This window comes from Corynebacterium sp. ACRPS (assembly GCF_022346005.1).
In the GTDB taxonomy this organism is placed as follows: domain Bacteria; phylum Actinomycetota; class Actinomycetes; order Mycobacteriales; family Mycobacteriaceae; genus Corynebacterium.
In genome coordinates this window covers 37,394-56,677 of sequence record NZ_JAKRMY010000010.1, presented here as the reverse complement: position 1 = coordinate 56,677, position 19,284 = coordinate 37,394, and the positions used below count along the sequence as shown (strand labels likewise).

Annotated in this window: 19 protein-coding genes; 3 read left to right on the top strand and 16 right to left on the bottom strand. The window is 58.8% G+C overall.

What is annotated here, in order from left to right; translation table 11 throughout:
• Positions 1–104: 104 nt before the first annotated feature.
• The 5 genes from map to dxr form a co-directional block, all read right to left on the bottom strand.
• A complete protein-coding gene (gene map / locus MHX65_RS07260) occupies positions 105–974 on the bottom strand; it encodes a type I methionyl aminopeptidase (protein WP_005283598.1) in 870 nt (289 codons plus the stop codon).
• Between the two features lie 65 nt (positions 975–1,039).
• Positions 1,040–2,890 (bottom strand): penicillin-binding transpeptidase domain-containing protein, encoded by a 1,851-nt coding sequence (locus MHX65_RS07255; RefSeq protein WP_239269487.1) that lies wholly within the window; start codon positions 2,888–2,890, stop codon positions 1,040–1,042.
• Between the two features lie 93 nt (positions 2,891–2,983).
• The gene (gene ispG / locus MHX65_RS07250; protein WP_239269486.1) at positions 2,984–4,147 is read right to left on the bottom strand and encodes a flavodoxin-dependent (E)-4-hydroxy-3-methylbut-2-enyl-diphosphate synthase; all 1,164 of its coding nucleotides are present in this window, start codon (positions 4,145–4,147) and stop codon (positions 2,984–2,986) included.
• 178 nt (positions 4,148–4,325) lie between these two features.
• Complete coding sequence (locus tag MHX65_RS07245; protein WP_239269485.1) at positions 4,326–5,534, bottom strand: M50 family metallopeptidase; 1,209 nt, start codon at positions 5,532–5,534, stop codon at positions 4,326–4,328.
• Between the two features lie 13 nt (positions 5,535–5,547).
• On the bottom strand, positions 5,548–6,708 hold the full coding sequence (gene dxr, locus MHX65_RS07240) for a 1-deoxy-D-xylulose-5-phosphate reductoisomerase (protein WP_239269484.1): 1,161 nt from the start codon (positions 6,706–6,708) through the stop codon (positions 5,548–5,550).
• 140 nt (positions 6,709–6,848) lie between these two features.
• Here dxr and MHX65_RS07235 point away from each other — a divergent pair, with 140 nt between their 5' ends.
• The gene (locus MHX65_RS07235) at positions 6,849–7,337 is read left to right on the top strand and encodes a DUF2631 domain-containing protein (protein ID WP_239269483.1); all 489 of its coding nucleotides are present in this window, start codon (positions 6,849–6,851) and stop codon (positions 7,335–7,337) included.
• A gap of 178 nt (positions 7,338–7,515) precedes the next feature.
• On the opposite strand, the gene rlmN is transcribed toward MHX65_RS07235, so the two are convergent.
• A complete protein-coding gene (gene rlmN / locus MHX65_RS07230; RefSeq protein WP_239269482.1) occupies positions 7,516–8,628 on the bottom strand; it encodes a 23S rRNA (adenine(2503)-C(2))-methyltransferase RlmN in 1,113 nt (370 codons plus the stop codon).
• A gap of 104 nt (positions 8,629–8,732) precedes the next feature.
• Between rlmN and MHX65_RS07225 the strand changes: the two genes are divergently transcribed.
• Positions 8,733–9,146 (top strand): LapA family protein, encoded by a 414-nt coding sequence (locus tag MHX65_RS07225; protein ID WP_239269481.1) that lies wholly within the window; start codon positions 8,733–8,735, stop codon positions 9,144–9,146.
• Positions 9,147–9,254: 108 nt separating this feature from the next.
• On the opposite strand, the gene MHX65_RS07220 is transcribed toward MHX65_RS07225, so the two are convergent.
• The 5 genes from MHX65_RS07220 to rpsB form a co-directional block, all read right to left on the bottom strand.
• Positions 9,255–10,133 (bottom strand): phosphatidate cytidylyltransferase, encoded by an 879-nt coding sequence (locus MHX65_RS07220; RefSeq protein ID WP_239269480.1) that lies wholly within the window; start codon positions 10,131–10,133, stop codon positions 9,255–9,257.
• A 124-nt stretch (positions 10,134–10,257) separates the two neighbouring features.
• Positions 10,258–10,815, bottom strand: a complete 558-nt coding sequence (gene frr, locus MHX65_RS07215) for a ribosome recycling factor (RefSeq protein WP_005278690.1) — start codon at positions 10,813–10,815, stop codon at positions 10,258–10,260.
• Between the two features lie 70 nt (positions 10,816–10,885).
• Entirely contained in the window at positions 10,886–11,572 is a 687-nt protein-coding gene (gene pyrH / locus MHX65_RS07210) for a UMP kinase (protein WP_239269543.1), read from the bottom strand.
• Between the two features lie 227 nt (positions 11,573–11,799).
• Complete coding sequence (gene tsf / locus MHX65_RS07205) at positions 11,800–12,612, bottom strand: translation elongation factor Ts (RefSeq protein ID WP_239269479.1); 813 nt, start codon at positions 12,610–12,612, stop codon at positions 11,800–11,802.
• Between the two features lie 304 nt (positions 12,613–12,916).
• Positions 12,917–13,750 (bottom strand): 30S ribosomal protein S2, encoded by an 834-nt coding sequence (rpsB, locus tag MHX65_RS07200; RefSeq protein WP_005278684.1) that lies wholly within the window; start codon positions 13,748–13,750, stop codon positions 12,917–12,919.
• Positions 13,751–14,141: 391 nt separating this feature from the next.
• Here rpsB and MHX65_RS07195 point away from each other — a divergent pair, with 391 nt between their 5' ends.
• Positions 14,142–14,663 carry a M23 family metallopeptidase gene (locus MHX65_RS07195; RefSeq protein ID WP_239269478.1) on the top strand — a complete coding sequence of 174 codons (522 nt, stop codon included), beginning with the start codon at positions 14,142–14,144 and terminating at the stop codon, positions 14,661–14,663.
• A gap of 7 nt (positions 14,664–14,670) precedes the next feature.
• Here the strand turns inward: MHX65_RS07195 and MHX65_RS07190 are convergent, their stop codons facing one another.
• From MHX65_RS07190 to MHX65_RS07170, 5 genes are all read right to left on the bottom strand, one after another.
• Positions 14,671–15,588 carry a tyrosine recombinase XerC gene (locus MHX65_RS07190; protein WP_239269477.1) on the bottom strand — a complete coding sequence of 306 codons (918 nt, stop codon included), beginning with the start codon at positions 15,586–15,588 and terminating at the stop codon, positions 14,671–14,673.
• A 22-nt stretch (positions 15,589–15,610) separates the two neighbouring features.
• Positions 15,611–16,792, bottom strand: coding sequence for a DNA-processing protein DprA (gene dprA, locus MHX65_RS07185; protein WP_239269476.1), 1,182 nt, complete (start codon positions 16,790–16,792; stop codon positions 15,611–15,613).
• Positions 16,789–18,354 (bottom strand): YifB family Mg chelatase-like AAA ATPase, encoded by a 1,566-nt coding sequence (locus tag MHX65_RS07180; protein ID WP_239269475.1) that lies wholly within the window; start codon positions 18,352–18,354, stop codon positions 16,789–16,791. Before MHX65_RS07180 ends, dprA begins: the two co-directional genes overlap by 4 nt.
• On the bottom strand, positions 18,341–18,739 hold the full coding sequence (locus MHX65_RS07175) for a YraN family protein (protein ID WP_239269474.1): 399 nt from the start codon (positions 18,737–18,739) through the stop codon (positions 18,341–18,343). Before MHX65_RS07175 ends, MHX65_RS07180 begins: the two co-directional genes overlap by 14 nt.
• A 182-nt stretch (positions 18,740–18,921) precedes the next feature.
• Positions 18,922–19,227, bottom strand: a complete 306-nt coding sequence (locus tag MHX65_RS07170; RefSeq protein WP_005278666.1) for a DUF2469 domain-containing protein — start codon at positions 19,225–19,227, stop codon at positions 18,922–18,924.
• Positions 19,228–19,284: the final 57 nt, after the last annotated feature.

Sequence of the window (19,284 nt, the reverse complement as noted above, 5' to 3'; positions counted from 1 at the left end):
TTCCATAGTAAAAGCCGCCTCCCTGGCCACGCGCAAAGATTCATGCGCGGCGGTTAAGGAGGCGGCTTTCGCCGTGCCTAGGCCTTGAAGAAGGGCCCTAGCGATTAATCCTCATCTGGGATGGTCAGGATTTCATTGCCATCATCGGTGATGACCAAGGTGTGCTCGAACTGGGCGGTGAACTTACCGTCCCGGTTCTGCACGGTCCAGTCATCATCCCAAATATCGTAATCCAGCGAACCCAGGTTGATCATCGGCTCTACCGTCAAGGTCATGCCCGGTTCCAAGATGTCGCGGTACGTGGTGGAATCGTGGTGCAAGACCACCAGCCCATTGTGGAAGGTGGGTCCTACACCGTGACCGGTGAAATCGCGCACGACGTTATAACCAAAGCGCTTGGCATATGACTCGATAACGCGGCCGATAACGTTAATCTCGCGGCCAGGCTTTGCGGCCTTAATGCCGCGCATCGTTGCCTCTTTGGTGCGCTCTACTAATAGGCGGTGCTCCTCTGATACGTCACCGGCCAAGAAGGTGGCGTTATTATCGCCGTGCACGCCGTTTTTATAAGCGGTGACATCGATATTGACGATGTCACCTTCTTCAATCACGGTGGTATCCGGAATGCCGTGGCAGACGATTTCATTCAGCGAAACGCAGCTACCCTTGGGAAATCCCCGGTATCCCAAGGTAGATGGGTATGCGCCGTGATCACACATATACTCGTGCGCCACGCGGTCGACCTCATCCGTCGTTACGCCAGGCTTTACGGCCTTGCCGGCTTCCTTCAGCGCGTTGGCCGCGATCTTGCAGGCCTCCCGCATCTTCTCAATCACTTCGGGGGACTGTACAAAAGGCTCGCCGATGGCCTCTTGTACCTCGTCTTTCCACACATATTCCGGGCGCTCGATATCTTCTGGCACCGGCCGGATGGGGGTTGGTTTACCTGGCTTCAATTTTCCACGAGTACTCATAATTGCCCATGGTAGTCCTCATACCGCGTAGCGCAGTATCCGGGTATCGCGTCCGAGGCTGCGGATTACTCGACCATCGGCGCTGGGCCATCATTGGGACGCGAGCGGTAATCATCCAGCTTCCGCAAGAAGTTATCCGTAATGGCTACCGAGGATTCAGAGCCACCGCCCAGCACGACGAGCGTGGCGAAGGCGATATCGTCTTCTTCCCGGTAGCCCGTAAACCACGCGTGCGAGCCTTCATTGATCTCGGCCTCACCAGTCTTGCCGTAAATGGTTCCGCCTGCTTGTATTCCGCGAGCGGTACCGCTGGTGACCACCTGGCGCATCATGCCGCGCACGTTATTCAACACGTCCTCGGGAATCTGCGCCGGCTTATCCGAGGCCTTGGTCTCGCGGCCCTCAATAAGCGTCGGCGTTGGGGTCTTTCCCGCCGCCACAGAGGCAGAAACCATAGCCATGCCGAACGGACTGGCAAGGTCGTAGCCCTGACCATAACCGGCTTCGGTACGCTCCAGTACTTCCTTGCCCTCCGGAATCGAGCCGGTCGTAGTGGTGAGCCCGGGGATTTCATAATCCACCCCGAAGCCAAACTTCTTGCCGGTTTCCTTCAGCTCACCGGGTGCCAGCTTGGTAGAAATATCCGCGAAGGTGGTATTGCACGATTGGGCGAAGGCCCGGCTTAACGGCACATTGCCGAGCGAAAACGCGTTGTAGTTGGTCACCACGCGGCCATAGATATCCATCGTGCCAGGGCACGGAACGATGGTATCCGTGTTCAGGTTTTGTTTTTCTACGGCCGCAGCGGCGGTAAGGATCTTGAAAACCGAGCCGGGCGGGTATTGGCCTTGCAAGGCGACGTCGCCGTCTTCGTCCGCCTTCTCGGTCTGTGCGACGGCCAGGATATCGCCATTGGAAGGCCGGATGGCCACCAGCATGGCCTGGGCGTCCGAGCGCTGATCCACTGCCTCTTGGGCCGCGCGTTGGACGTCATAATCCAAGCCCACCTTGATGGAGGGGGCGGCCTCGGGCGCATGCTTTTCGACATCGGAAAGCGCCGCACCGTTCTCATTGACGACGGCAATGGACCAGCCGGTCTCGCCGTCGAGCTCGTCATTGACGGCCGAGCGCACGCGCGATAAGAGATCGGGTGCGAGGCCGCGGTCCCGGGTCACCAGCGCGGGTTCTTCATTAATGCGGACGCCGTCCATCCCCTCCATCTTGGCGCGGATGACGGACTCCTGCTCTTCTGTATAAAGGCCCACCGAATAGGCAGAATCTGCCTTTTCTAGCTTTTCGGCGAGCTCTTTGGCGTCCACCTCCGCGATCGAGTCGTCCTCGCGGTGCGCCGCAGCAAGGGCGCTGCTGACCTTGGAGGCCGTGGGGCGGACATCGGAAAGCGAGCTCGTATCCACGATGACACGGTAATTCAGCCCGGGGCTCATCAGCTCCACCCCGTTGGAGGAGACGACGCTAGCGCGCGTGGCTTCCAAGGCGCGCAGCTCCAAATGCTGGTGCGCACCCAGGTCCGGGTGAATAATGCTGGGCTTCCACCGCACCGTCCACTCATCTTCGGCCTTGGTCAAGGTCATCTGCGTGGTATAGCTCAGGCTGCGATCCTTGGGCAGATCCCACGTGACCTTATAATCCGCCGTGGCCACGGTTTCGTCCTGCTTTACCCCCTCGAGCTCAATATCGAGGCCCTCTGCCTGCAAACCCGAGTAAGAAGCATCGAGGGCCTGCGTGGCGTCATCGGGGGAATCCGTAAGCTCTGCCAAGCCCTCGTTATTTCGGCTCTCCATGCCTTCAATGAACTCTTCTGCCACCGGCTGTGCAGATACGGGCTTAGGGGTACAAGCAACCACACCAGTTGCAGCAAGCGAGACTGTAGCAACCAGTGCGAATAACTTCTTCATGCTTTGGCACATTAGCAGCGCACGCAGCAAAAAAGACTGCCCCACACCGAGGTGCAGGGCAGTCTATTAATAATTAGCGTAGAGGCGCGCGGCTTACTGCGTCACGCGGACATCGGCCTTAGCGCCGTCCACGGCTTCGAGGCCTTCCTCATCCGCAATGCGCATTGCCTCTTCGATGAGGGTTTCCACGATTTTGTCTTCCGGCACGGTGCGCACCACTTCGCCCTTGACGAAGATCTGACCTTTTCCGTTACCGGATGCCACGCCCAAGTCTGCGTCGCGGGCCTCGCCCGGCCCGTTAACGACGCAACCCATGACAGCAACGCGGATGGGAAATTCCATGCCCTCGAGGCCGGCGGTAACTTCCTCCGCCAGCTTGTACACGTCCACCTGCGCGCGGCCACACGACGGGCAGGAGACGATTTCCAGCTTGCGCGGGCGCAAGTTGAAGGACTGCAGAATCTGGTCTCCCACCTTGACCTCTTCTTCCGGCGGGGCGGAGAGCGAAACGCGAATCGTATCGCCGATGCCTTCTGCCAAAAGGGCGCCGAAGGCGACGGAGGACTTAATGGTGCCCATGAACTTCGGGCCCGCTTCCGTCACACCCAAGTGCAGTGGGTAATCGGTCTGCGCGGCCAGCTGGCGGTAGGCCTCCACCATCAGCACGGGGTCAGAGTGCTTGACGGAAATGGCGATATCGCCAAAGCCGTGCTCCTCAAACAGGCCCGCCTCCCAGATAGCGGACTCCACGAGCGCTTCTGGGGTGGCTTTGCCGTACTTTTCCAACAGGCGCTTATCCAACGAACCGCCATTGACGCCGATGCGGATGGGGATTCCCGCATCGCCAGCGGCCTTCGCCACTTCCTTAACGCGGCCATCAAATTCACGGATGTTGCCGGGGTTGACGCGGATTGCCGCGCAGCCAGCATCGATAGCCTGGAAGATGTACTTGGGCTGGAAGTGGATATCCGCGATGACCGGGATCGGGGATTTCTTGGCGATGGCCGGCAGCGCCTCCGCATCCACCGGCTTAGGGCAGGCCACGCGCACGATATCGCAGCCAGAGGCAGTAAGCTGTGCGATTTGCTGCAGGGTGCCGTTGATGTCATGGGTCTTGGTATTAGTCATCGACTGCACCGAAATTGGGTAGTCAGAACCAACGCCCACTGGGCCTACGTGCAATTGCCGCGTTTTCCGGCGCGGGTGCAATACTGGCGGAGGCCCGTCAGGAATTCCTAGACCGATAGGACTAGACATGAATGCTCCTTATTTCTAGCTCGTGGCTCGTTGCTAAATGTTATTGCACAATAAGTGTTGAACGTCCCCACTCTAGCACTAGATGGTTAAGCGCTAAAGTGCGCGCTCGCGCTGTACACGTGCGCTAAGCGTTGGGCGCTCTACTCACGCCGAGCGGCGGGCACAGGGGCTAACGAACCTAGCCAAATAGCCTGATCGGATTGACCACATCCGCGATGATTATCACTACGCCCAGCGCCATAAGTAAGGCCGCCATGACATAGGTAATGGGCATAAGCCTGGTGTAATCGGCCGGACCCAGCGGCTGCTTGCCCATCAATTTGCGAATGCCATCGCGGATCTTCTCATACAAGATGACCGCGATGTGGCCGCCGTCAAAGGGCGGCAGCGGAATGAGGTTAAACAGAGCGAGGAAGAAGTTCAGCGTCGCCAGCATCATGAAGAACGATGCCCACAGGGAACGCTCCACGAGTTCGCCACCAACCCGCGATGCACCGACGACAGACATCGGCCCGTTGACATCCCGCTCGTGGCCAAAGATGGAGGCCACCACGCCCGGTACCTTAGCGGGGAATTGTTTGATTCCTTCCACCGTGGCCTCGAGCGAATAGGTGGTGAAATGCCACGTTGCGGGGACCGCCTGCGTTGCTGAATACTTCTCGACGATGTCGAGGACCTCATTGCTCAGCCCGATCGAACCGGCGTCGACCAATTCGCCCTGTTGATTCAGGCGCTTGACCGTTTCCAATTCGATGGAGAAATCTTTTTCCTCACCGTCTCGCTCTACTGTAAGAGTCACGGTCTCGCCGGGGCGCTGCATGACCTCATCGCGCAATTGCGTAAAGGAATCTAGGTGCTCGCCATCGAGCGCGAGAATGATATCGCCTTCCTGCACACCGGCCTTACCAGCGGGCCCGTTCCCGGTGCATGATTCCAGCTCCTGGTTTTCTTTTTGGTCAGCGGTGCAGGTTACCTCTCCCACCCGCGGGCGCACATCGGCATCTGGGTTGGGTAGCCCCGCAGTCATCGCCACGAAATACAAGATGACAAAGCCGAGGATCAGGTTGACGCCGATACCACCTGCAAGAACGATGATGCGCTGCCACCAAGGCTTTTTGTACATTGCATAGGGCTTTTCTTCCTCCGTAAGGAATTCATCCTGCGCGGTCATCCCGGCGATATCGCAAAATCCACCCACCGGGAACGCGGCTAGGCCGTATTCGGTATGCCCCTTGCGGAAGGAGAAAACGCGCGGGCCAAAACCAATGAAATACCGGCGCACCCGCATACCAAAGGCGCGGGCAGTAAACATATGCCCTGCCTCATGGAGTGCCACGGTCAGCCCGATGCCAAGGGCGAAAAACACGATGCCCAGCAAATTTGCCATTAAAGAAAGCTTTCTAGTCAGCTAAACGGTCAATGCGCGCATTCGCGCGCCTGCGAGCCTCACCCTCTACGGCGAGGATTTCATCGAGGGTAGAGACTACACCAGCAAACTGGGAAGACTCCCCGAGGATCTCGCCTACAACATCAACAATCTCTGGGAAGTGGATGCGACCAGACAAGAAGGCCGCAGCGGCCTCTTCATTGGCCGCGTTATAAATCACTCCAGTTCCCTGCGCCGCGGCCTCGCGGGCGAGGGATACGGCGGGAAAAGAAACATCATCAAGCGGCTCAAAATGCCACGTATGCGCTTGTGAAAAATCGAGCGCCGGCTGCGCCCCCGGCACACGCTGGGGCCAATTCAGCGCCAGGGAGATGGGCAGCTTCATCGACGGCGGCGAAGCCTGGGCGATAGTGCAACCATCTTTAAAAGTGGCCATAGAGTGAATGACCGACTGCGGGTGAACTGTGACATCGATGCGCTCTGGCTCAATATCAAAAAGCAGCGTGGCCTCAATGAGCTCGAGCCCCTTATTGATCAAGGTGGCGGAATTCAGCGTATTCATCTGCCCCATGGACCACGTGGGGTGCTGCGCGGCTTGCTGCGGGGTAACGTCCCACATCTGCTCACGCGTCTGGCCGCGGAAGGGGCCGCCCGAGGCCGTGAGGACGAGCTTCGCCAGCTCGCCCTCTTCGCCCGCGCGCAGGCATTGCGCCATCGCAGAATGCTCCGAATCCACGGGGATGATCTGGCCTGGCCGCGCGGATTTCGTGACCAGCGTGCCGCCGGCAACCAAGGACTCCTTATTCGCTAGTGCGAGGTACTCGCCCATGTCCAGCGTGGCTAAAGTGGCCTTAAGCCCGAGGGAGCCCACTAGGGCATTGAGCACGGTATCGGCGGGAACCGAGCGCACCAGCTCTTCTGCAGCACCATCACCAGAAAGTACCGTACCGCCTAAAGCCGCAGAAACCTCCGCAGCCGCCGCAGGCTGGGCCACAGCAATGTGGTCAAACGAAAGATGGAAACTACGGGCCTGCTCAATGATCTGCTGCGGGTTAGAGCCGCCCGCGGCAATGCCCACGACCTCGAATTTATCGGGGTTATCCGCAATTACTTCTAATGCTTGCGTGCCAATAGAGCCGGTGGAGCCAAGGATAAGGATTCGCTGAGTAGTCACCCCTCTACCCTAGCGGTCATTTACCGCGCCCTGCTATGGGGTGGAGCCGGTCAAGCAGGCGGGGGTGTTTAATCGCCTTTGCAGCCACGATGTTTTAAAATAGGTGTCAGTCAAATGGCATTGGTGTGCCCCCTCGATTAATGGACACACGCGATAGCGAAGGAGAGCAAGTGTCTTCCCACAAGCCGGTACCGCAGGTTTATGACGGTGTTTCTACCGAAGATGTTCCATCCGCAGGCTTCGGTTGGTCCCGCATCAGCCGCTCTGGTGTGCAAATCGCGGGTTGGATCTCCGTGATCTTCATGATTGGTTTCAACTTTGGTAACCACAAGGGCCACGTGGAGACCGTCTGGCTCGTCGCCCTGACCGTCCTGTTGGTTGTGGGCCTGCTCATCTTCACCTTCGAGCCGAAGCTCAACCAGGTGCGCACCATCACCGCTAATAATAAGCCGGCCGACCACCAAGAACGGGACTGGACTTATGACCAGAAGACCGTTTCTGGCGCCTACACCGAGTTGACCGACTCCCAGCTGCGCGCGTTGAATATCGAGCCTTCCCGCGTAGCCCACCTGCGCGTTGACTCCGCGTCCGACGCTGCCGAGGTAAGCTCCGGCAAGCACGCGCTATAATCCTAGCTACGGAAAACCGCCGATCCTCCTCATTGCGAGGGGCTCGGCGGTTTCGTGGTTTTACCGGGTACGTAGCCGTACTGCGTTTGACTGCACCGCACGTGTAAACGCAGAATACAACGAGAAAACCACCTAAGCACTTATCCAAAAATGCCTAGGTGACTGTGACAGCGGGCTCTTAGGCCGACATGTCTTCTCGTTCATCGGCGGCAAGTTGGCCACAGGCTGCCGCGATTTCATCGCCCTTAGTATCGCGCACAGTGCACGGCACTCCTTGTGCTTGGACGCGGCGCACGAATTCATCAAGCCGCGTCTTAGGAGCTGCGTCCCACTCCGAGCCAGGGGTCGGGTTAAGAGGGATCACGTTAACGTGCACCTTGGAGCCGAGCTTCTGGTGCAGCTTGCGGCCTAGCATATCGGCGCGGAAATCCTGGTCATTCTTATCCCGGATAAGGGCGTACTCGATAGATACGCGGCGGACGGATTTATCGGCGTAGTACCGTGCTGCGTCGAGGACCTCATCAACGGACCAGCGGTTATTTACCGGAACCAGGCTATCGCGCAGCTCATCATCCGGGGTGTGCAGCGACACCGCAAGCGTGCAGGCAAGGTCTTCGTCCGCGAGCTTGCGGATGGCAGGTGCCAAACCCACGGTGGATACGGTCACATTGCGCTGCGAGAGCCCAAAGCCCGTTCCATCCTGGCCGGTAATCTGGCGCACCGCCTGGACCACGCGCTTGTAGTTTGCCAGCGGCTCTCCCATGCCCATGAAGACCACATTGGATAAGCGCCCGCCTTCGGCCGCCATTGCTGCGGCTGCGTGGCGGAACTGTTCGACGATTTCGCCGGTAGAAAGGTTGCGGTCTAGTCCGCCCTGGCCGGTAGCACAGAACGGGCAGGCCATTCCGCAGCCAGCCTGGGAAGAAATGCACAAGGTAGCGCGGCCAGGATACCGCATCAGAACGGACTCCAATAAGGTGCCGTCGTGCAAGCGCCACAGGGACTTGGTGGTTTCCCCATCGTCGGTAGAAGTCGTACGAATAGGCTTCATGAGCTCAGGGAAGAAGGCCTCTTTGACTTCCTCGCGCTTGCCGGCGGGGATATCCGTCATCTCTTCGACGTCGTCAGTGAGATGCTCATAGTAGTGCTTGGCAATTTGCTTAGCACGGAATTTAGGTAGGCCAATTTCTGCGAGCTTATCGATGCGCTCGCTTTCAGAGAGATCTGCAAAGTGCTTGGGTGGCAGACCGCGCCGCGGCGCGGAGAAGTTAAGTTTTACTGGTTGAGCCATAATAACGCCCATCTTTCCACGGTTTACCGGTACTTTTCCAATTGGGAAGGCCTCAATTTATAGCCAAGTGGAATTTTGGAAGGGTTTACAGAAATAATGGACACATGACCAATCCGAAATACCCCGAAGATGACTTTTCCGCCTCCAATGATGAGGCCACCGCGGCAGGCGATAATGCCGCTTTGGCCGAAACCGGAAACAAGGAAGTCTCCACCGGTGCCGGCGCCGACGCTGGGACCACCGAGCCCGCTGCCGCACCACAAAAAGCCCAAGGCTCGTTCGCCGCTAGCACTTGGGCAGCGCTCATTGTCGGCTTCCTCTTGCTGATCGTGTTGATCATCTTCATCATGCAAAACCAGCAAGAAGTGCCGATGAACTTCCTGGGCTGGTCGGGGCAGTTCCCAGCGGGCATTGCCTACCTGATGTTTACCATCGGCGGCGCGCTCATCATGGCGCTTGTGGGTGTGTGGCGGATGCTTGAATTGCGCCGCCAATTGCGTAAGCAGGCCGAAGGCTAAAAGAGCCGTACCGCCGCTCTCCTCCCTGCCCTCGAGATATTTCCGGTGGCACAGGGGAAGCGGCGGTTTATGCGCAGCAGTCCTTATACGCGGTGACTGCGACTCGGTTTAGACCGCGAAATTTGCCATGAGGCTCATGGCCACCCAGGTAACCATGGCAGAGGGAAGCATGCCATCAAGGCGGTCCATCAAACCACCATGCCCGGGGAGGATGTGGGACATATCCTTAATGCCCAGCTCTCGCTTAAACTGCGATTCCACCAAGTCACCCAACGAGGCGCAAATCACAAGGCCGAGCCCCATCAAGGCGCCTATCCACGCCGAATGATGCAAGAGGAAATGGACGGACACGGCACCAACGATGACGCCGAAGCCAATAGAGCCGCAAAAGCCCTCCCAGGATTTCTTCGGGCTCACGGCCGGTGCCATGGGGTAGGAGCCAAACATCACGCCGACGATATAGCCGCCCGTATCGGAGGCGACCACGCACAGCATAAAGACCACGATGGAAGCAGCGCCGCTGGCCACCGGGGTAGAAATCAGCGATAGCATCGCAGCAAAGGTGGCGAAAAGCGGAATCCACGTCAGCACGAAAATGCCGACGGACATGTCCCGCAGATAATTGATGGGTGGGCGATGCCGCCCATTATGGAAAAGCCTGCCGAACATCAAAATGAGTACGGCGGTGACGTAGACGGCCACGAGGCCGGGCGCGCCAAGCGGCCAGGAAATCCACACCATGGCCTGGCCCAAGATGATTAACAGCGTGCGCGGGATATAGTACGAGTTCTCCCGCAGGCGGGTAAGAACTTCCCACATGGCCCCGCCGACGGCGACGGCTACCACCGCATACCAGGCCAAGGGGCCAGCCCACACGGCGAGGACAACGAGGGCGCCGAGCCCCACGCCTACTCCAATAGCCGCCGGTAAGTCACGGCCAGGGCCATTTTTCGGCTGCGGCAATCGGCGGTTCAAGGCGTCACTCACCGTGACCGGCTCCTTTCACTTGGCGTTGTATGCGCGTCGCGGGGCTTATCTATTTCCTATACAAAAATACTACGTACAGAAAAGCGCCGCCGGCCGAGGTGGGCGCGGCGGCAGCGGAAAAGGCCTAGACCTCCATCAATTCGGATTCCTTGTTTTCCACCAGCTTGTCAACCTGCTCGACATAGCCAGCGGTAATCTTTTCCATTTCCTTTTCTGCGGCAAGGACCTCATCCTCGCCCTCTTCGCCATCCTTTTGGAGCTTCTTCAGCTGTTCCATGGCCTTGCGGCGGATATTACGGATGGCAATCTTGCCGTCCTCGCCCTTGCTCTTGGCCAGCTTGACCATTTCCTTACGGCGTTCCTCGGTCAACTGCGGAACGGTCACACGCAGTACGTGGCCATCGTTGGTGGGGTTAACGCCCAGGTCCGAATTGCGGATGGAGTTTTCAATCTCTTGGATCATGGACTGCTCGTATGGCTTGATGAGCAACATGCGCGGCTCTGGCACGGAGATGGTAGCCATCTGAGTAATCGGGGTCGGCGCACCGTAGTACTCCGCGATGAGTCCGTTGAACATCGCCGGGTTCGCGCGGCCGGTGCGAATGGTCACCAGCTGCTCGCGGGTGTGCTCGACGGAAGCGGTCATGTGTTCTTCGGCTTCGAGCTGAATGTCATCGATCATGAGGCTGAATCATCCTTCAACGTTGAGGGGTAGCTGTATAAAAGGTAGCAGGTTCTGTGCCGTTTTAGAATTAGAACTGCACCAGCGTGCCGATAAGCTGGCCGCTTGCGGCGCGGGCAATATTCCCCTCTTCCAAGAGGTTAAAGACCAAAATCGGCATGTCATTGTCCATGCACAGGCTAAAGGCGGTTGCATCGGCTACCTTGAGCCCCTTTTCAATAACCTCGCGCGGAGTGATTCGGGTGTAGAGCTCCGCATCGGGGTTCGTCCGTGGGTCGTCGGAGTACACGCCATCAACACCCTTGGCCAGGAAGAGGACATCGGCTCCGATTTCCAGGGCACGCTGCGCGGCGGTGGTATCCGTGGAAAAGTACGGCATGCCCATGCCGGCACCAAAAATAACGACGCGGCCCTTCTCCAAGTGGCGGTCAGCGCGCAGTGGCAGGTATGGCTCCGCGATTTGCGCCATGTTGATAGACGTTTGCACGCGGCAATCAACGCCCTTTTGCTTCAAGAAGTCCTGCAGGGCCAACGAGTTCATGACCGTGCCCAGCATTCCCATGTAGTCAGACCGGGCGCGGTCCATGCCGCGCTGTGAAAGCTCTGCACCGCGGAAGAAGTTGCCGCCGCCGATCACCACGGCGATTTCGATGCCCTGCTCGGCCACTTCAGCGATTTGGCGAGCGACGTTATCGACAACGTCCGGGTCGATGCCAACCTTGCCGCCGCCAAACATTTCGCCACCGAGTTTCAGCATTACTCGTTTGTATCCGGTTCGCTTCTCGTCTGCAGAAGTCACGCCTTCATCGTCTCCTTTTGCGGGGGCTGATTTATTTCTTTTCTATCTTACCTACACTGCCCTCGCTTCCCCACACCGCACCGCGGCCCGGCAGCCGCCCCTTCCCCATTGCCCCTAGACAGCAGAAAAGCCCACCGAGAGGGTGTACCTCCCGTGGGCTTTAAAGGCTAAAAAGCGGCTGAGGCTTAAGCGCCAACCTCGTAGCGGACGAAGCCGGTGATGGTGGTGCCGACCTCTTCTGCGACCTGCTTGACGGTCTTCTTGTTATCGGACAAGGAAGCCTGCTCCAGCAGAACAACGGACTTGTAGAAGCCGTTCAGGCGGCCTTCCACGATCTTTGGAAGCGCAGCCTCAGGCTTGCCTTCCTCGCGAGTGGTGGCCTCAGCGATGGAGCGCTCCTTCTCGACGATCTCTGCAGGAACGTCTTCGCGCTTCAGGTACTCAGCGTTCATAGCTGCAATCTGCAGAGCGGCAGCGTGTGCGCCTTCCTTGTTGCCTTCGTAGGAAACCAAGACACCGACTGCAGGAGGCAGGTCAGCGGAGCGCTGGTGCAGGTAGACAGCAACGTTGTCGCCATCGACGGTGACTGCACGGCGTGCCTGCAGCTTCTCACCGGTCTTTGCGGACTCCTGGTCAACGAACTCGGAGACCTTCTGGCCGTCGATCTCTACGTTGTTGAGTTCTTCCGGCGAGTTAGCCTTGGCTGCGGCTGCAGCTTCAACAATCTTCTTAGCGAAGGACTGGAAGCCCTCGTTCTTTGCCACGAAGTCGGTCTCGCAGTTGATCTCAACCATGGTGTTACCGGATACGGCAACGAGGCCCTCGGTAGCCTCGCGGTCAGCGCGCTTGGACACGTTCTTTGCGCCCTTGATGCGCAGGAATTCAACGGCCTTGTCGTAGTCGCCGCCGTTTTCTTCCAGCGCCTTCTTGCAATCGAGCATGCCGGAGCCAGTTGCTTCGCGCAGTGCCTTCACGTCTGCAGCAGTGTAGTTCGCCATAGTTAGGGCGATCCTCCTTGAAAATCAGTCAGTGTTCGTTGAGACAGCGTAGCCGAAGAAGCGGTCTCGCGCCGTCTTTGGGTGGGGGTATCTACCCCAGTTTCCTTCATCAATGCGATTGTACGGAGGCTAGGTTTAGCCGCCTCCAGCATAGATAAAAGTAACCCCCACCGCCGTAGCACACGGTGGTAGGGGTTAGGTAAACAGCCTTGTACAGGAATTATTCCCTAGCTGCCCCACACCAAAATGTGCGTGGGGTATTCAATTAAGTGCAGTTAAGAAAGAATCCTCACAAGAGGCAGGCCTACTGTGCAGGCTTGTCTGCGGGTGCTTCCTCAGCCTTTTCTGCAGAAGCAGGATCGGATGCGGCTGCAGCAGCCTCAGCATCGCGCTGTTCCTTCTCTGCGGAATCGCCGGCAGCTTCCTTAGCGGCTGCGAGCTGGCGCTCCTCGCGAGCCTTCTTGCCCTCTTCGACGGCGGAAGCCACGATGCCGGACAGCAGCTTGGTGGAACGGATTGCGTCATCGTTGCCTGGGATCGGGAAGTCAACGTCATCCGGGTCGCAGTTGGTGTCCAGGATGGCAACAACCGGGATGTTCAGCTTGTGGGCTTCCTTAACCGCGATGTGCTCCTTGTTGGTATCAACAATCCACAGTGCGGACGGGGTCTTGGCCATCTCGGAGATGCCGCCCAGAACGCGCTCAAGCTTGGCGCGCTCGCGGTTGAGCATCAGAACTTCCTTCTTGGTACGGCCCTTGTAGCCGTCCTCGCGCTCATCCATTGCCTGAAGCTCCTTCATGCGCTTCAGGCGCTTGGACACGGTCTGGAAGTTGGTGAGCATGCCGCCCAACCAGCGGTGGTTAACATAAGGCATGCCGACGCGGGTTGCTTCTTCAGCAACTGCTTCCTGCGCCTGCTTCTTGGTGCCAACGAAAAGGATGGTGCCACCGTGAGCGACGGTTTCCTTAACGAACTCGTATGCCTCATCGATGTAGGTCAGCGTCTGCTGCAGGTCGATGATGTAGATGCCGTTACGGTCGGTGAAGATGAAACGACGCATCTTCGGGTTCCAGCGACGGGTCTGGTGACCAAAGTGCACACCAGCGTCGAGGAGCTCGCGCATGGTTACAACTGCCATGATTCGCTCGCTTTCTTTTAATTGTCTTTCGGTTTTCCAATTGTGCGGTGTTTTATTCCGCACCCTAGCAACGAAGGCCCTGCCAACACCTTGTTTCCAAGGACCGCGTCAGCTGTCGGACCGCCACACCCTTAACTCAGGATGCGACAACTTCGTCGCGCGTAGTCAATGCCTCCGTGAGGGTTAACTCCCAGCGGACGCACTGCTATGAAAGACAATAATCCCAGCCAGCTGGATTTTCCAAACCGAACAAGCACTTTTCCACAAGTTTCTTTGAGCGTTTTACCTCGGTTGTCACTTGAGTTTCTTCCGCCCCACCGCTGCTGGTTTATCCACAGCCGGTCCACCTTTCGCCGGGCATTATTGACCGCAGCGCACCACACTGTGCCACATGCACTTATTGCCACGACCACGAAATACCGCCGCTTGCCGATGCCCCCTTATCCCCACCCTCGCCACCATCCTCACTGGTGCGCTAGTGCTACTGTGCGCCGCGCCCGCTGCCGCATACGTCGATCCCGCCTCGGGTAAACCGCGCCCGGTGCGAGTGCTGCGCGGCTTTGATAAGCCCGAGCATAAGTGGAGTGCGGGACACCGCGGCGTCGATATGGCCCTAAGAATTGGCGGCCGCGTCGTCGCCGCCGAATCCGGCACCGTCGCTTTTGTCGGCACCGTCGCCGGAACCCCGGTCATCTCGATCGACCATGCAGATGGCATACGCACCACGTATCAACCCGTGCACGCGAGCGTCACCCAAGGCCAAGCGGTGCACGAGGGCCAAACTATAGGCAAGCTCGCCCACCCAGTAGACGGCACACCAGGGCTGCATTGGGGCGCCCGGATTGCCAAGGACAGCTACATTGACCCCTTAAGCCTGCTGGATATGCCGGTTATCCGCCTCAAGCCTTTATAAGAATCACTCAGGCCCGCGGGTGGGCCTGGGAATAAACCTGCTTTAGCCGCTTTGCGGAGACATGTGTATAGATTTGCGTGGTACTCAAAGACGAGTGCCCCAGTAACTCTTGGACCACGCGCAGGTCCGCGCCGCCTTCTAAGAGATGTGTAGCCGCAAGGTGGCGCACCCCGTGCGGGGTTAGGCCACTTGTGCCGGTGACCGTGGCGGCTTTGTCCACGATGCGCCGCACCTGGCGCTGGTCAATGCGCGCTCCCCTGCTGCCTACAAAGATGGCCTGGGTATCTCCCCGCGCCATTTCTTTACGCCCGCCGTCTATCCACTGCTGCAGGGCATCGGTTGCGGCGGCACCAAAGGGCACGACCCGTTGCTTATTTCCCTTACCAGTAACACGTGCGGTGGACCGCTTAAAGTCCACGTCTTCTATATCGAGGCGGACCAATTCCGCCACGCGCATTCCGGTGGCATAGAGCAACTCCAAAATCGCGCTATCGCGCTGAAAATGCGCTTCATCGACAGAAACGGCGTTGCCCACAAGTTCGCCCGCCTGTTGCGGGGCCATCACCGTCGGGAGATGCTGTCCCACCTTCGGTGTTACCAATCGTGCCGCAACATCGCGGCTTAGGTAGCCTTCCCTTTCCGCCCAGGTAGAAAAGGCTTTAACTGAGGCTGTCCTGCGCGCCAGCGTTGCGCGCGCCTTTCCTTCTGCGACCGCGTTTCCTAGCCACTGGCGCAGGTTATTGAGGTTAAAGTCCGCAAATGCATCGATGTCTTGGGCCAGGTTTTTTAAGTCCGCGCGGTAGCCACGCACCGTGGCCTCCGCACGGCCCTTGACGTGGAGTTGGAAGTCCGCGAAGTCCTCGATAGCCTCGTCCATCTGCCCGACCGGGCCACGACTTACTGCGGCCTTCCATTTATCACTCATACCCCACGAGTTTACTTGCTTTTCAGCCCATCTCTAAGCGAACCCAGTTATTTCCCTCCCGCACGATCACACACATTTTCTCTAAGGCAAGCAATAAGTGGACGGTGAGGGGCAGGCGGAATCCCGCGTCCCGCGCAATATCTTCAGCAGTAGCCGGAGGGCTTCCTGGCGGCGGGGTCGCATCAAAGACTCGCAGCTCATTCCGCGATAATCGCTGCGTTAAAGACGCCGCAAAATTCATTTCATACTGCGCCTCCGGATCAACCGTCCCGGCGCGGCCCACCAGGGCGCGGACTTCGTCGGCGCTGGCGACCAACTGGGCTCGTCCATCCTGGATGCGCTGGTGGCACCCGAGCGAACCGCTCGTCGTAATTGGTCCCGGCACGGCCATGGCAACGCGCCCCAAGGCTTCTGCCCAGTTGAGGGTATTAAGCGCGCCCGAGCGATATGCCGCTTCCATGACCACGATTCCTTGGCTTAGCGCAGCAACAAGGCGGTTGCGAATGAGGAAGCGATGCCGCTTGGGTGCAGTCTCTGGAGCGAATTCGAAGACGATGCAGCCATTATCGGCTATCTGATCAAAGAGTCCACCGTTGCGGGCTGGATAATTCTTATCGATTCCGCACGCGGCGACCGCGACAGTGCGCCCCGCATTGTGCAAGGCGGTCTCATGCGCCACGGTATCTACCCCCAAAGCCCCGCCGGAGACGATAGTCCACTGATGATTCACTAGGCCTGAGACCACGCTTTGGGTTGCCTGCCACCCGTAGCGCGAAATGGCGCGCGTGCCTACGATTCCAACGGCCTGCCCTACCTCGGGTTTAAGCGCTGAGCCGCGTACCCACAAGCTATGTGGCGGCACCGCTTGCTCATCGAATGTGGCCGGCGCATCCGCGCCATTCTGGTAGAAGCCAAAGGCAGAAGAAAACGCCTCGGCTGGCCACTCGGGGCTATCGGCAGTGATCAATCGCGCCCCCACGCGCTCTGCGGCGGCGAGGTCTTCTTTTTGCCGCACCCAATCAAACCGCGAGGCGGTGCGGGCTAAAAGAGGACCGATCCAATCGGCTCGGTGATAAATCCCGTGGGCAATCTCTTCGGCCGAATGATGTTCCAGCAAGGCCTGCAAGGAGGCGGACGGGCCTTCCACCACGCGATTGAGATATACCCATGTGGCAAGTGGAGTCGATAAATCAAGATCGCTCATGCCGAAATCCTCCCTACCGTCTGGCTCGAACGAAGGTCGAGGGCTTGGCCCACTTCCGCAAGATCGGGTGTGGAGCTGCCGTGCAAATCCGCCAAGGTCCACGACACGCGCAGGACGCGGTCGATGCCGCGCTGCGAAATCTCGCCCTCGGCGAGGTAGGCAGACAACATGATCATGGCGGACTCGGAAGCCGGGCGGTGCCGGCGCAAATATGACGAGGGCACGGCGCCGTTGACGCGCGCGGGAATGCCGTCGGCCGCCCAGCGCACCCGGGCACGGTCGCGGGCCGCGGCGACCCGCTCGGCAATGGCAGCAGAGGATTCTTCGCCCTCCGCATTGATGGTGGCTGACTGTCCGGAGAGGGTGACCACCATGTCCAAGCGGTCGCGCAACGGCCCGGAGAGATTCGATAGATAATTAAGCCGGTCATGCGGATTGCACGTACATTTAGAGGGATCTTCGGCGGCGCACCGACAGGGGTTGGCTGCCATAATCAGTTGGAATCGCGCCGGGTAGTCAATCTCCTGCTGCGCGCGTGCCAGGCGGACATGGCCTTCTTCCAAAGGCGCGCGCATGCCGTCGAGCACTGGGGCGCTTACCTCGCTGACCTCATCGAGGAAGAGCACCCCATTATGGGCCAAGCTCACCGCGCCTGGGCGAGGATGGCCGCTTCCTCCACCAAGGAGCGCCGCGCGGGTAACCGAAGAGTGCGGGGCGATGAAGGGTGCGTGGGACACCACTTCACCGGGAGTTCCCGTCAGCGAGTGGATGGCAGTGGTTTCTACCATCTGGTCTGGGCTTAGCGCCGGAAGAATGCTGGGCAATCGCGAGGCAATCATGGATTTCCCCGAGCCCGGTGGGCCGATCATTAACAGGTGGTGCCCACCGGCGGCGGCGACTTCTGCAGCCCACTTTGCATGGTGCTGGCCGGCTATATCGCAATAGTCGAGCCGTTCCTGTGTGGGTGCCGGTGCGAGTTGGTCAGAGCAGCACTCGGCCGCGCGGGGTAGGTCGCGCTCTCCTAGCGCCCACGCAAAGGCATCAAAGAGCGTGGCTGCAACCAGCACATTCATATCGGGAACGAGGGTAGCCTCGGCAGCATTTCCTGGCGGAATGACCAGCGTAGAAATGCCCTCCTCGCGGGCAGCGAGAAGCGCTGGGATGATACCGGGTACTGCTCTAACCGTGCCGTCCAGGCCTAGTTCCCCAAGCACCAGGGTTTCTTTAAGAACCTGACTGGGTGACTGCACGGAACGCGCGTAGTCAGCGCCGTGCTGTTCTACGTGGGCGGCGAGAATCGCAAGCGCCATAGGCAGGTCAAAATGGGATCCTGATTTTGGGAGCGAGGCCGGCGACATGGACACGATCACCTTGGTTTTCGGCCATGGCAGGCGGGAATTCGCGGCGGCGGTCTTGATGCGGTCGCGGGATTCAGATATCGCGGTATCCGCATGCCCCACCACATGGATTCCGGGCAGGCCGTGCCCTACGTTGGCTTCGACGTTGATGACGCGGGCGAGCACGCCGTGCAGGGAGACTGCTAAGCATTTACCGAGAGCCATCGTCGACCCCCGTAAAGTGCTCTAGTTCAAAACCCTCGCCTTTGACCACGAGGGCTATGACATCGAAGCGCACGGTGGCCAGTGGCTTGCCGTCTAGCCACTGGACGGCGGCCCTGCGCATGCGGGCAAGCTTGTGTGGAGTCACGGCCTCGGCTGTGCCATAGCTCGCGGTAGAGCGGGTTTTTACCTCTACGAAGACGATCGTGCCATCGGGCTCGCGGGCAATAAGGTCGATTTCTCCCACTCGGTAGGAGACGTTGGCGGCGATGATATCGGAGCCACGCTCGCGGAGGTAGCGCGCGGCGAATGATTCTCCCCGCTTGCCCAGTTCTTGCCTGTGCCGAGGGTGCTTCGTAGCGAGGTGATTATCGGATGCAAATTGCATGTGCGGCGTCCTTTTCTTTCGTGCTGTTTGTGCTGCACGCACAGAACATCGCAGGATGCGGGCCGGCTGCAAGCCCGAAAACCAGAAAACCGCCGCGGATGTGAATAACTTCGGCATCACGAAGAGTTATCCACAGCTGCGGCGGGATGAAGCGGGCGCCGAGTTGACAGGCGCCCAGTTCCCTAGTCCGGCATGATGAAATCCGGCTTATCCAGTTCCTCGATATTGACGTCCTTGTAGGTAATGACGCGGACGTAGCGCACGAATCGGGCGGAACGGTACATATCCCATACCCAGGCATCGGACATGCGCACCTCGTAGTACACATCGGGCCCGGCGGTATGGGGAATCAGTTCTACGGCATTGGCCAGGTAGAATCGTCGTTCGGTTTCTACGACATAAGAAAACTGGCTGACGACATCGCGATATTCGCGGTAAAGGGACAGCTCTACCTCTGCCTCGTAGTTTTCGAGTTCCTCTGCACTCACTGTGGACCTCCAAAATATGGGATAGCTCGCCCTAGCTTAGCGCGCAGAAACCACAAT